The sequence below is a fragment of the Rhizobium etli 8C-3 genome (assembly GCF_001908375.1).
Lineage (GTDB): Bacteria > Pseudomonadota > Alphaproteobacteria > Rhizobiales > Rhizobiaceae > Rhizobium > Rhizobium etli_B.
In genome coordinates, this window is sequence record NZ_CP017241.1 from 2,444,325 (window position 1) to 2,456,937 (window position 12,613).

12 protein-coding genes and 1 tRNA gene are annotated in these 12,613 nt (G+C 58.2%); 7 read left to right on the plus strand and 6 right to left on the minus strand.

Features of this window, described 5'->3' with window-relative positions:
• Positions 1 to 7 precede the first annotated feature (7 nt).
• The 3 genes from ppk2 to AM571_RS38155 all read left to right on the plus strand — a co-directional run bounded on the left by ppk2 (position 8) and on the right by AM571_RS38155 (position 2,543).
• Positions 8 to 850 (plus strand): polyphosphate kinase 2, encoded by an 843-nt coding sequence (gene ppk2, locus AM571_RS12385; RefSeq protein ID WP_074061658.1) that lies wholly within the window; start codon positions 8 to 10, stop codon positions 848 to 850.
• Positions 851 to 886: 36 nt separating this feature from the next.
• Positions 887 to 2,038: an AI-2E family transporter gene (locus tag AM571_RS12390; RefSeq protein WP_074061659.1), complete on the plus strand. Its 1,152-nt coding sequence runs from the start codon at positions 887 to 889 to the stop codon at positions 2,036 to 2,038.
• A gap of 205 nt (positions 2,039 to 2,243) precedes the next feature.
• The gene (locus AM571_RS38155) at positions 2,244 to 2,543 is read left to right on the plus strand and encodes a hypothetical protein (protein ID WP_074061660.1); all 300 of its coding nucleotides are present in this window, start codon (positions 2,244 to 2,246) and stop codon (positions 2,541 to 2,543) included.
• A 222-nt stretch (positions 2,544 to 2,765) separates the two neighbouring features.
• On the opposite strand, the gene AM571_RS12400 is transcribed toward AM571_RS38155, so the two are convergent.
• Positions 2,766 to 3,125, minus strand: coding sequence for a hypothetical protein (locus AM571_RS12400; protein WP_074063215.1), 360 nt, complete (start codon positions 3,123 to 3,125; stop codon positions 2,766 to 2,768).
• Positions 3,126 to 3,202: 77 nt separating this feature from the next.
• A complete protein-coding gene (locus AM571_RS38350) occupies positions 3,203 to 3,490 on the minus strand; it encodes a zinc ribbon domain-containing protein (protein WP_074061661.1) in 288 nt (95 codons plus the stop codon).
• Positions 3,491 to 4,335: 845 nt separating this feature from the next.
• On the opposite strand from AM571_RS38350, the gene AM571_RS12410 reads away from it, so the two are divergent.
• From AM571_RS12410 to AM571_RS12425, 4 genes are all read left to right on the plus strand, one after another.
• A complete protein-coding gene (locus AM571_RS12410) occupies positions 4,336 to 4,995 on the plus strand; it encodes a response regulator transcription factor (protein ID WP_074061662.1) in 660 nt (219 codons plus the stop codon).
• 93 nt (positions 4,996 to 5,088) lie between these two features.
• Positions 5,089 to 6,876, plus strand: a complete 1,788-nt coding sequence (locus AM571_RS12415; protein WP_074061663.1) for a hypothetical protein — start codon at positions 5,089 to 5,091, stop codon at positions 6,874 to 6,876.
• Positions 6,877 to 7,275: 399 nt separating this feature from the next.
• Positions 7,276 to 7,926 carry a helix-turn-helix domain-containing protein gene (locus AM571_RS12420; RefSeq protein ID WP_074061664.1) on the plus strand — a complete coding sequence of 217 codons (651 nt, stop codon included), beginning with the start codon at positions 7,276 to 7,278 and terminating at the stop codon, positions 7,924 to 7,926.
• Positions 7,927 to 8,241: 315 nt separating this feature from the next.
• Complete coding sequence (locus tag AM571_RS12425) at positions 8,242 to 9,456, plus strand: alpha/beta hydrolase (protein ID WP_074061665.1); 1,215 nt, start codon at positions 8,242 to 8,244, stop codon at positions 9,454 to 9,456.
• A 107-nt stretch (positions 9,457 to 9,563) separates the two neighbouring features.
• Here AM571_RS12425 and AM571_RS12430 read toward each other — a convergent pair.
• From AM571_RS12430 to AM571_RS12445, 4 genes are all read right to left on the minus strand, one after another.
• Positions 9,564 to 9,639: transfer RNA gene (locus AM571_RS12430), tRNA-Lys, on the minus strand.
• A 125-nt stretch (positions 9,640 to 9,764) separates the two neighbouring features.
• Positions 9,765 to 10,679: a PhzF family phenazine biosynthesis protein gene (locus AM571_RS12435; protein WP_074061666.1), complete on the minus strand. Its 915-nt coding sequence runs from the start codon at positions 10,677 to 10,679 to the stop codon at positions 9,765 to 9,767.
• A gap of 64 nt (positions 10,680 to 10,743) precedes the next feature.
• Positions 10,744 to 11,490: a DNA mismatch repair protein MutT gene (locus AM571_RS12440; RefSeq protein WP_074061667.1), complete on the minus strand. Its 747-nt coding sequence runs from the start codon at positions 11,488 to 11,490 to the stop codon at positions 10,744 to 10,746.
• On the minus strand, positions 11,487 to 12,599 hold the full coding sequence (locus AM571_RS12445; RefSeq protein WP_074061668.1) for an endonuclease/exonuclease/phosphatase family protein: 1,113 nt from the start codon (positions 12,597 to 12,599) through the stop codon (positions 11,487 to 11,489). Before AM571_RS12445 ends, AM571_RS12440 begins: the two co-directional genes overlap by 4 nt.
• Between the last annotated feature and the right edge of the window lie 14 nt (positions 12,600 to 12,613).

Here is a 12,613-nt window from a genome sequence, read left to right on the forward strand (position 1 = left end):
TAGAGCCATGGACGAGAACTACGAGCCTGGACCTGTTGATCGAGAAGCACGCCACAATGGCAAGGACAAAAAGAAGAAAAAGACATGGGACTACGATAAGGAACTCAGGCGGCGGCAGGTAGAGTTGGCGCATCTGCAGGCATGGGTGAAGAAATCGGGCGCCCGAATCGTCATCATCTTCGAAGGGCGTGACGCCGCCGGCAAGGGCGGCATGATCAAGAGGATAACAGAGAAGGTCAGCCCACGGGTGTTTCGTGTCGTTGCCTTGCCCGCTCCCAACGATCGCGAAAAGTCGCAGATCTACATGCAGCGCTACATAGCGCACCTGCCTGCGGCGGGCGAGATCGTGATCTTCGACCGTAGCTGGTACAACCGGGCCGGCGTTGACCGCGTGATGGGATTCGCTAGCGAGAAGAAGGCGCAGCGCTTTCTTGAACTCGCGCCTCGCTTCGAAGCTGCAATCGTCGAAAGCGGTGTCATCCTGCTCAAATATTTCCTAACGGTCAGCGAGGAGGAACAGGAACGTCGCTTCAAGCGCCGGATCGACGATCCGCTGAGACAGTGGAAGCTCAGCCCGATGGATGTCGAATCCTATCAGCGCTGGTGGGATTATACACGCGCCTATGACGAGATGCTGCGGATGACCGACAGCAACCACGCGCCTTGGTGGATCGTACCTTCCGACGACAAGGATCGCGCCAGGATCAACTGCATTTCGCACATACTGCAATCCATCCCCTATGAACGACTGAAGTTCGATGCGCCGGATCTCGGAAAGCGCCAGAAGCGGCCTTCAGGCTTCGTCGAGGATCGTAGTATCCGTCACGTCGTGCCCGATGTGACATCCTAAAAGGCTCGATCGGAATGCGGAAGACGGGATGCGACAATGGAGCAGGCAAGCAATACGACACCGCAAACCGACTTGGGGCAGATTTCGATCGAAGCAAGAGTAAGCGACCTTGTCAGGTTGGGCATCATTGGAATTTTTGCCTATTGGACCATGGTTCTCATCGCACCTTTCGCGCTGATCGTCGTATGGTCGGCAATCCTTGCGGTGGCGCTCTTTCCGATGTTCGAAGCACTTTCTCGACTACTCGGAAGCCGGCCGGTCATTGCCGCCACGGTCGTGGTTGTGGCCTGCCTCGTTCTCATCATCGCGCCATTGGCGCTTGTCCTCACCAGCTTCGCCGATGCGATCCAGGCGCTTGTCAGCAAGCTGAAGGCAGACAACTTCGCATTACCACCCTTGCCCGAAACCATCCGCGACTGGCCCGTCGTCGGGGAGCGCATTCAAGCTGCCTGGAACCAGGTCGCCAGCAATTTGGGTTCGACCATCATGAAGTTTCAAGCGCCGATTCGCGAGGTTACCGGCGTCATTGTCGCAAAGCTTGCATCCATCGGTGGTGGCGTATTGAGTTTCGTCGCCTCGATCATTCTCTCGGGAATCTTTCTCACCATGTCGGATCGAATGGCTGCAGCGATCAAGGTGCTAGCAAGCAGGATTGCCGGCGACAAGGGCGTTGGCTTTGCGCGTTTAGCGGGCACTACGGTTCGAAATGTTTCGCGGGGTGTCATCGGTGTGGCCCTTCTGCAGACGCTCCTCTGCGGATTATGCTTTGCCTTCTTCGGCATCCCTGCACGCGGGGCATTGACCTTTCTCGTCTTTGTCCTCTGCGTAATACAGCTCGGCCCCGCACTCATACTGCTTCCTGCAATCGTTTGGGCGTGGATCTCCTGGCCGACATCCATCGCGTTCGCCTTTACCATCGTGACGCTTCCCATCATGGTCGTGGACAACGTCTTGAAACCAATCTTGATGGCGCGAGGTCTTACGACCCCGATGCCGGTGATCCTGATTGGCGTGATAGGCGGCACCCTGTCACATGGTCTGCTGGGTCTGTTCCTTGGGCCGATCGTACTCAGCGTTTTCTACGAATTGCTGCGAGCCTGGGCTTGGCCGCCAGAAGGATCAACGGCATCCCAAAATACTGCGGAGATGATGGCAAACGGCAAGCTGGAGGGCGTCAAAGCAGATTGAATTCATTCAGTGCTTGTTGCAATAAAGACTGAAGGCCGAGCCCCAAGGCTTACCACGATTACGATAGGTCAAAACCTCTTGCTCTATCTCCGGCAGAGCTACTCATATTCCCTGATCAATCTCTCTTCTTTCGGGCGGCCTTGCTTTCGAACGCTCCAGTGCGTCGACAACCCAAACATGCCGCCAAGCATTGTCGGCAACGGCAGTGAAGACAATCGCAAGCCCGGCGATTGGCGCTCTCGTATCCGATCGCGGCACCGATCTCATTGCCGACGTCAGGCTGACCGCGCCGCCGCGTCAGTTCGCGTCAATGCACGCTGACATTATAGAATTGTTGGACAAGCCACGCGCGCCAATGGGTCGGATGAACGTCAAGAATTTCGCCGGTCATGGCGTTTACCCAGGCGTGGGGGATGCGCTGGCACGGGAAGACCAACGCATGAACGCCTTCCTCGTCGATCACGGCGAGCTCTATATCTTGCTCGAATGGAGCTCTGACGACTGATTGCCACATCACCGGATACCTCATCGCGACGATGCATGAGCGACAGTCCGGGCGTGAGCGTAGCTCATTTCGTCCCACAACCCAGGACCTCCAGTCCTTCGCTTGGACCGGCGCATGGGCCAAGTAAGGCTGCAGCAAAAATAACAGCGCGCTTGGCAGGACGATGTCCCAACCGCCTTTCGCCTGTCCCGCGGAAATCTCTCCTTGGATACTAGCGATCGCTCATTCTACGTAGAAAACCATATTGCCATTGCGGGCCCGTGTTACCCACTCGATGTCGTTGGGCGTCAGCCTCTTGGCCCTCAACTGACCAACGAGCCACTGGTTTGACCGGGCTGCAGCTCGGATTGCCTCCACCTGCTGTGCACTGCCAGGCGACGGGTGGTGTCCGGTTTCGTTGGCGGTGCGATAGCTGACGATTGTGAATCGCCTGTTTTGAAATGTCCTGACCGCTTCCGGCAGGTTTTCAGCCCAATTCATCCTTCGATATTCCTGACGAGTCTGTTGAGCGCTGACAGGCTCCAGCGAGGTCATCATCGCCGCAGCGGACACAATTCCAACAGCCAGGGCAGGATTTCTCATCTTACCTACTCCTCGAAAGATCATGCACCCTTTGCCTATAACTTAGCCCAACCGCAAAGCGGCGGCATTGAGCCGGATCAATGGAAATCGAGATAGTTTACATCTTCCCTCGCTTGAAGGCGGCGGATTTCCGAGGCGCGCGAAGCTTTGCCGAAAGATGTCGCTTCAACGGAGAACCGCTGCCCTTCTTTCACGATCACAGACGCCATGTTCCGACGCAGGATGTTGATTGCGCCATTTTGGTCGGCATGGGCGCGCAAGCCGCATTGGCAACAGTGGAAAGACGTTTGGCTTTCGCGACTTTCCCTGTCCACGGCTCGGCAGGCCGAACAGGTCTGCCAGGTGTGGCGGGATCGATCCTGCACAGGTATCCGCCCCGTTCTTCGAGTTTGTAGGCCAACACGGTTTCAAAGCCGTGCCAGCCCTGTTCGAGGATCACCCGGTTGAGCCCCGCCTTCTGGCAGACGTTCGCTTCCGGGCGCGTCTATGGTTCCCCTGGCGCTGCGCGACATCTTGGCCGTAGCGAGGATTTCCAGCACGACCGTTTTGAAGCGACGGGCGATATCAAGACTGGCCTTGTGCCGCCAATCTGCCGGATGCGGCCAGAACGGGCCTGCAAGGCTGCAACGCGGCGGGCCTTCGCGTGGCGGCTCGATCCGCGCTTGCGCAGCGCCAGAACGCGCTGTGCCCTGCGCTTCCTGCGCTCGATCCCCGCAAGGTCGGCAGGCATCCACGTCCTACTTTGCGGCAAGCTGTGGCGGCGCACTGCTCTCGGTGATCGCCGAGTAAGTCAAACCCCAGCTGCAAGCGGCCCAAGGCCACGCGTTCCTCCCCGACCTGAACATCCCGCGAGGTTCACGATGATGAAAGAGCGGTCTGCTCACCTCGAAAAGCCCATCTCCAACAGATATTACACGATGCTACACCGATCATCCGTCCAAAGATCGTAACGGTACGTCATAGTCGGAAAAGGCGCCATCGTTCGGACGATTGGAGCAGAAGGCTCGGTGCATGTCTGCTGAAAAAGGGGGCGGAGGCCAAACTGATGTGAAGATGCCGCTTGCTATCAGGTAAGGACCCGTGCGTCTAGAAGCAGGAGGCGGCTCATCTGTGACTTCACGACCATCGGCCTGCCGTCCCTCTGAATGAATGGCACGGGCCAAGGGTTCGATCTTCTCGTTCTCGCTTCCGATGATGGAGACCCCAACTGATGGCCAACGACCTAACAGTCCATCTCGTCGATGACGAGGAGCCGTCCAGAAGATCCTTGACGTTCTTGCTGGTGTCAGCAGGATTTGCCGTGCGCGCGCATGAATCAGCAAAGGCGTTTTTGGATGTTGTTTCCATCTCCGAAAGAGCCTGCGTTGTCGTGGACCTCCGCATGCCGCACGTGGACCTCATAGGCTTGCTGGAGCGCCTGCGACGTTTCAGTTCGGATATTCCAGCAATCGTCATCACTGGCCACGGTGACGTCGCAACGGCTGTTCAAGCAATGAAGGCGGGGGCGACGGACTGCATAGATATGCCCTTCAGAGACGACGTGCTGATCGCGGCCATCAACCGAGCAACGGCTGTGAAGCGGATGTCCTGCGCAACGGCCGGCACTGAAAATGTCGAGTCTCGGCTTTGCCAGCTCACTGAGCGCGAACACGAGGTCCTGTCTGGCGTGCTCGATGGCCTGCAGAACAAGATGATCGCGTTCAATCTGGGCATCAGTTCACGGACGGTAGAAGTCCATCGCGCCAACGTGATGGCCAAGATGGGAGCTCGCAATCTGGCGGAACTCATGCGCATGGTTATAACCGTAAACGGGATCGCCCAACCACTCGCAAACAGACCGTTGCGGCGAACCCGCGCCAGCATGATATAGATTTCCAATGCATTTGTTGCAGCCGCTCGTTGTTCTGGGATATGATGTAGTGGGAAAGACTTAGATCATTGAGTGATCTGTCTGGGGGCGACCATGAGCGGCGCAAAAGGCAATCCTTTAATCCACCCCGGACCGACAGCCGAAGAAGTCTGCCAGCAAGTCGATCGAATTCTTTCAAGTGACGAGTTTCACTCGCCTAATCGCGGTCGAAGCTTCCTGAAATTTATTGTAAGCGAGACCCTTGCAGGACGGTCGGAATTCTTGAAGGCCTTCACCATTGCAAATGAGGTCTTCGGTCGGGAAGTTTCATTCGATGCGCAGAATGATCCGGTCGTCCGGATCGAAGCCGGCCGGATACGAAGAGCACTGGAGCGTTATTATCTTGTCGCCGGGCAGGCAGACGACATATTAATAACGGTGCCAAAAGGCGGATACGTGCCGCATTTCGAATACGCTCACGATTCCCGAGGCGCGGCATCGCCAGCGCAAAGCCCGGATGTTTCGCAAGGCATCGGCTCCGGCAATCAGGAGAAGGCATCTTCCGGCTCTCGTCCTTCGATATTGCTGATGGCGCTGGTCATGGGGGCTGTTCTGGTAACCGTCGCGGCGGTTCTCTACATCGCCTTTGCGCCTGCACTTTTCGTATCGCGTGGCCCCCTTTCCGGAAGATCTCCAGGAGAAGCATCTGAGCCGAAGGTTGTCGTAGAAGCTTTCGCAGGCAGTGGCGTCCCGAATGCCGTTGAAATCGCGCATGGCTTGAGGGACGAAGTTATCAGCCAGCTCGCGAAGGTCGACGACATCATAGTTGTCGCCGATCCGTCGAGAACAGGACGTACTGCCGCGGCCGGATATGCACTGCAAGGCAATGTCCAGCTCGATGGGAGCCGGCTGCGTTCTGTCGCCCGGCTCGTGCGCCAGTCCGACGGCGCCGTGATCTGGGCAAACAACTATGATGCCGATCTTCGCACTCAGAGTAAGCTCGCGGTTCAGGCCGACATCGCACAGCAGATTTCCACCGCCGTCGCTCTGCCCTATGGCGCCATTTTCCAGGCCGATACCGGCACGATCGCCCGTCAGCCTCAGAGCGGAGATTGGGACACCTACGCCTGCACCCTCGCCTACTACAGCTACCGCCGGTCGATGAACACCCACAGTCACGACACGGCTCTCGATTGCCTGCAACGAGCGACACAGCGATTTCCCAATAGCGCCACGTCTTGGGCGCTTCTGTCTCTCACCTATCTGGATGAGATGAGGTTTCGCCATAGGCTCGGCACATCGTCGCCGGCCCAGCCGCTCGAACTCGCCTCAAGTGCCGCGGAACGGGCGGCGGCACTTGCCCCCGACAATGCGCGCGCCCTACAGGCGCTCATGCTGGTGAGCTTCTTCAAAGACGACATCGACAAAGCCTTACAGGCCGGCGCGGCCGCCTATGCCATGAACCCCAGCGACACGGAAGTCGCAGGTGAGTACGGCTTGCGGTTGGCGATGTCCGGCAAGTGGCAATCGGGCTGCGAGCTGGTTTCCAGCGCGATCAACAAGAACGCCGGCCCAAAGGGATACTACGAAGTCGGCATGGCATTGTGCGCCTTCATGAGGAATGACATGAAAGCCGCAGAGCTGTGGTCCCGCATGTCCGATCTGCAATACAATCCCATGCATCGCCTCGTGCTCCTGTCGATTCTCGGCGCGGCCGGAAAGATGGCCGAAGCCAAGCAGGAACAGGATTGGCTGGCGGCCCACGCACCCGACTTGATGAACAATATTCGCCGAGACATCACGCTCCGCCTGCAACGGCCGGAGGATCAGGAGAAGTTCTTCAACGGGCTGCGAGCCTCAGGCGCCTTCATTGAACCCCCACGAGCAGAAGTCGGAAAGTAGACCAAGGCAGAATACTTCGCGGCAAAGGTGGCTTAGAGCCAGGCGTTTACAACGCAGCTGAAAGCCATGTTGCGCGCCGCGGATCTCTGAACTCGCTGACCAATCTTGCTCCGATTTGCGTGGCGGACCAGGGCCGTTTGCGGATCTGGCACCGGGCCTGCTCGAGCTTTCTCCAAGGCTTTCAAATATTGGAGGATAGCCGTGATCCGCACGGGATCGTTACCTCCGAATCCGAGGCAGTATCTGCTGCCGCGTCGTTCTCATCAAGCTCATCAGGGAGCGACGGCGTCGCACACCAATCCATGATCGCAAGCGTCCGTAGCAGTACGTAAGGGCTATTTCGAATAGTCGAATCTGCTTCAGTTTCGTATCCTGCCCGCCCATATAAGGGATAACGCGATGTTTCAGAGCCATGTCGTCGTGAAGCAGAAGTTTCTGACATTCCCCGGTCTCCGGCACGCGGGCCCGTGCGGGGCCTCTAAAGATTCGACCATCAAGCTTGAAGCAGATCAGACGATCTACAGTGAAGGCGAGCATGCGCTGGCAATCTATCAGGTGGAGGCTGGAGCCGTCCGAATCTACCGGCTGACGGCGAGCGGGCACAGACACATTTTGTCCTTCTGCAGCAAGGGCGAATGGTTCGGGCTCGAAAAAGGACATGTGCGAACCGACTTCGCCGAAGCCGTCTGCGAAACGCGAATAAGGCCGTTTCCCGCTGACCCCGATGCGGTCATCTCGATTGACCTCCTGAATATCGCCCTGACGAACCTGGCGAAAGCACAAGACAGACAGCTCGTCATGACGGAACAGAGCGCCCTGAAACGGGTTGCAGCCTTCGTGCAGGAGATGGCCGAACGCCGCCCCGAAGAACCTGAATTTGACATGATGATGTCTCGCAGCGACATCGCCGACTATCTTGGACTGACGATCGAAACCGTCGCCCGCTCCTTCACCAAGCTCCGCGACAGACACATCATTCGCCTGAACGGAAAGCTCCAACGCTCGGTCCGGCTACTGGACCGGGAGGCGCTGAGGGCATTGACGATCTAGCGGTGACAGGTTCCACGCCTATTACGGCAAGGATTTTGCCAGACGTATAGAAACTTATGTGGCATCCGATCGACTTTCCGGTACGATCACCTTGGACGGACAAGCAAGGCGACCGAGGAAGGAGGCAGTTGCTTCAAGACGCTCAAGGGACTTCACGCCTCTGATCACCCACGACCTGAAGCGGTGATCGCGGTTGCGACAAGCTGCGGTGGCAACCGCCAGTCAGCGATGAATAGATGCTACGTGATACTACCGGGACGGATAGCCGCAAATGATAGCATTCTCCGTGATGGGGGTGCTATTGGAACTCGTTGGATGACTAAACGACGTGCTGCAATCATATTGTTGGTTCTATCCGGTTGCGGGCACCCAACCGGGGTTTTGACGCCTGTCGCCATTTCGGCGTCGTCGCCACCCACGACGAAGGTCGACATGCTCGTGGCAACGACACGCGAGCTATCCGGAGACCCTGCGACCCTCTTCAGCGGCGAAAGAAGCTCGAAGCCGCGCCTCACCCAGATTTCAGTCTCGATCCCGCCCAAGCGCGACGCTGGGACCGTGCAGTGGCCGCAGCGCCTCCCGCCCGATCCGGCAACTGACTTCGCCGTGACGAAGGTTCAGCAGATCGCCACCGTCGCCGAGGGCCGGGCTTGGTTCCGACAGCATGTGAAGGGCGGGCATGCGCTCGTATTCATCCACGGCTTCAACAACACGTACGAGGATTCGGTCTTTCGGTTTGCCCAGATCGTGCATGATAGCAAGGTGCGGGCGACACCGGTGCTGTTCACCTGGCCGTCGCGAGCCGAGATCACCGCCTATCAATATGACAAGGAAAGCACGAACTATTCGCGCACAGCATTGGAGCAGGCACTTCGCACACTGGCCGCCGACCAGAACGTCAAGAGCATCACTATCCTGGCGCATTCCATGGGCACATGGCTAGCAATGGAGTCGCTGCGGCAGATGGGCATCCGCGACGGGCATGTAAATTCAAAGATCAACAATGTCATTCTTGCTTCGCCCGACATCGATATCCAGGTCTTCGCCAAGCAGTATGTCGAGATGGGCGAACCCCGGCCGAAGTTCACGATCTTCGTCTCCCAGGACGACAGAGCCCTTGCTGTTTCGAGCTTCATCACAGGACGGGTGTCACGGCTAGGCGCCATCAACCCGGTCGAGGAGCCCTACCGCTCTAAGCTGGAAAGGGCCGGCATAACTGCCATCGACCTGACGAAGGTGAAGACCGGGGATCGCCTAAACCACGGTAAGTTCGCCGAGAGCCCGGAGATCGTCCAACTCATTGGCCAGCGACTGATGACAGGCCAGATGCTTACTGATTCAAAAGTCACGCTCAGCCAGGGCATTACGGCTGTCGTCGGCGGAACAGTGACTAACATCGGCGCAGTTGCGGCCACTGCCGTCGCCGCTCCCGTTACGATCCTCGAGCAGCCGGTCGATATGAATAGGGCACCGCGTCCGTCCGACGAGACCCTTGAGACAGATCTGAGGCCACAACAGCTAACGCAGTGACTCGCGACGGGCGTGACAAGCTGGCTGGATGTGGCCCGCACGCATCGACCGCCTCGTGCTTCGATTGTTCCAGAAAGGTGGCGGTCCGTGGCATCGCAGAAGATGGCTGGTGGGTGATGTAGGGCTCGAACCTACGACCCGCTGATTAAGAGTCAGCTGCTCTACCAACTGAGCTAATCACCCGTTCGCGCTTGGCTGCGCGGTGTGACGGGGCGTATAAACAGGATCGCAGGGCTTGTCCAGCGCCCAGCGGGAAATTCTTTGATTAATTTCGAAGATTTTTCTTCATGGCTGAAATGGGAATGAAATCAAAGGTCGAGCGTACCCGTGGCAAGGCGCACCGCCTGCCCGCCGATCCGGGCATTGGAGATGGTGCCGGCCTCGACGTCGACATGCAGGTGGATGAATGATGGCCGCCCCATCTCTACCCCTTGTTCAATCGTGATCGGATGATGGCCGTCCGGCAGCCTGTCAAAATGGTGGATTGCTCCCGAAAGTGCCGCGACGGCGGAGCCGGTTGCGGGATCCTCGGATACCCCCATGTCGCATGCAAACATGCGCGCGTGGAATTTCGCCGAATGGTTCACGCCGGCGCGGCAGTAGATATAGGCCGAGGCCAGCGAACCGTCGACGAAGGGCACGGTCTTTTCAAAGAGCTGCGGATCGAATTCCAGTCGTTTTGCAACTCCGACATCGTGGACCGGCACCAGCAGGAAAGGTACTCCGGCGCTCCAGATCGAGGGCACATGATTCTCGAATCCGATCTCCGTCACCTTGAGCGACAGCGCATCGGCGATTCCGAGCTTTTCGAGCGGCATGTTGATCTGCTGCGATTTCCGCGGAAGATCGAATTCGGCAAAACTCACCTCGCCCCTGCGCAGCCGGACCGCGCAGCGCACCGGCCCGACATTTTCCTCCAGTACCGAGACCAGGTCGAGCGTCATGTCGCGCCCGTGCGCCTCTTCGGCAAGAGCAATCGCCGTGCCGACGGTCGGGTGACCGGCAAAGGGCAATTCGCGGCCTGGCGTAAAAATCCTGAGCTTGGCTGTATAGGCTGGATTTGTTGAGGGACGTACGAAGACGGTCTCGGAGAGATTAATCTCGCGAGCGATAGATTGCATCGCCTCCTCGCTCAGATCGGCACCGTCGAAGATGACGGCCAGCGGATTTCCGGCGAGTTTGCGGTCGGTGAACACGTCATAGACGCTGTAGCTGCGCGCCACATCGGCCTCCTTAATCGGTCATCGAACCTGCAACCTGCCCGACCGGCGAAACGAGTGCAAGATATTAGCCATCCTTTGTATTAGCGAAATACCAATCGATGATCGGAAGCATGGCGACGTTATAGGGATGGGCGGAGTGATCAGCAGAACGAATCGCAACTGCTCCGGCTATTTCCTTGTCCTCGGCAACGAGCATATGGGCTGCGATGCGGTCGATCATTTCGTCCGCCGCGAGCGCGAAACGGAACAGCCGGAACACGGTGACCGTGCGCCGGAAATGGCTGGCATAGTAAGTGGTATCCGGTGCTGCATCACCAAGGTCCATGCCCGTCTCCTCGAGCACCTCGCGCCGCATATTGCTCTCGACGTCGCAACGGCCGCCGGTGATATCGTCGAGGTCCAGGGAGCCGGCAGCGCAATAGACCTGACCGGCATTTGCCGTGTGCGCGCCCATGCGCACCGCGATGATCGCGCCATCTGACGAAATCATGATGCCAAAGGCAAAAAGATGGATGCCGCCGCGGCGCTCTGCCTGCTTGCGCCACCACAGAAAAGTGGAAAATGGAATGATGTGGCCCCTCCCAGATATACCGCCATCATTCAGGGCAAGCTGATGCTGAAACACCATACGACCATCGAAAAGCTCCGGCTTGGCCGATATCTCGCGCTTCCAGTTCTCGCCCGCGAGCGCTGCATTCTGCAGATGATACGGATGCTCGCCCGCCAGCACGCGAAGGTCGATGGAGGCGACAGGAAAAACGGATTTCTCCGGCGGCCAGCCGCTAAAATCATCAGAGAATGCAAAACTCATGTCAAATCCAGTGTCATGACGACGGGGCAATGGTCGGAGGCTTTCGGCCGATCCCAACCGGTGCGTGGATAGCGCTGGACTTCCTGGCCGGGCGGAAAGATGGTGCGGAAGGGCTGGCCGTTGCGGATGATTTCCGGCACCCGGCCGATATTTGCTTTAGCAAGCGCCGGTGAGAGCCAGAGGTAGTCGAGCTGGCAAAGCCACTGTTCTTCCGGTCCCCGCGCGTGATAGAGCGTCCAGCGGTCTAGCGGATCGCGGCGGCGCGCGACATTCTCGGCAAAGCCGTCATGGCTGAACACATCGAGCGCGCTTTCGGACTCGTCGGTGTGTTCGAAACGGTATCCGCTGCGACGCACGCCTATGACGTTCACGCGCTCCTGGTAGTCGTTCATGTCGCCGCAGATCACGAAATTCTTCCCGGCGGTATGTCCGGTGCCGAATCGGCTCTCGACAATCCGGCGCACGGCCAGCGCCTCCGCCCGACGGACGGGCATCGTCGCCTGCCGGCTGGGGACACCATTGGTGCGCGGCCCATCCATCGACTTGAAATGCACGACATAAATGGTCAGCGGCACTCCGCCGATCGCGAGATCGAGTTCCAGGCAATCGCGCTTGAAGATCTTGTCGTCGATGCGATTGATGAGCGCCAATTGATCGTTGAACAAATCGAGATCGCGGTAGGTGAGCATCGCGTGGCTCTTGATCTCCTTCAGCTCGATTTTCTGGCCGTCGTGCGTTTCCTCGCGCATGAGGACCGCGACATCGATGCCCCGGCTGTCATTACCCTTGACGAGATACTTCTGCCGGTAACCGGTTCCCACCATCCGGAAAAGATAGCCGTACTCGAAGGCCTGCAGCGCCTCCATGCTGTCGATCTCCTGCAGGCAGAGAATGTCCGCATCGGCATCGGCGATCGCAAGCGCCGTCATCTGACGTGTATCGTCGGTCGAGGCGACGACGCGCGCCTGCTCGAGCTGCTGGTAGAGGCCTTCGCTCTGGATCTCAAAAAGCTTGATGACGCGGTCCTGGCGCAGTTGATTGCGAAAACCGGTGAAATCGAAACGCGTCATCAGGTTTTCGACGTTAAATGTGGCAATGCGAAGCGACATCGAACATTTCCGGT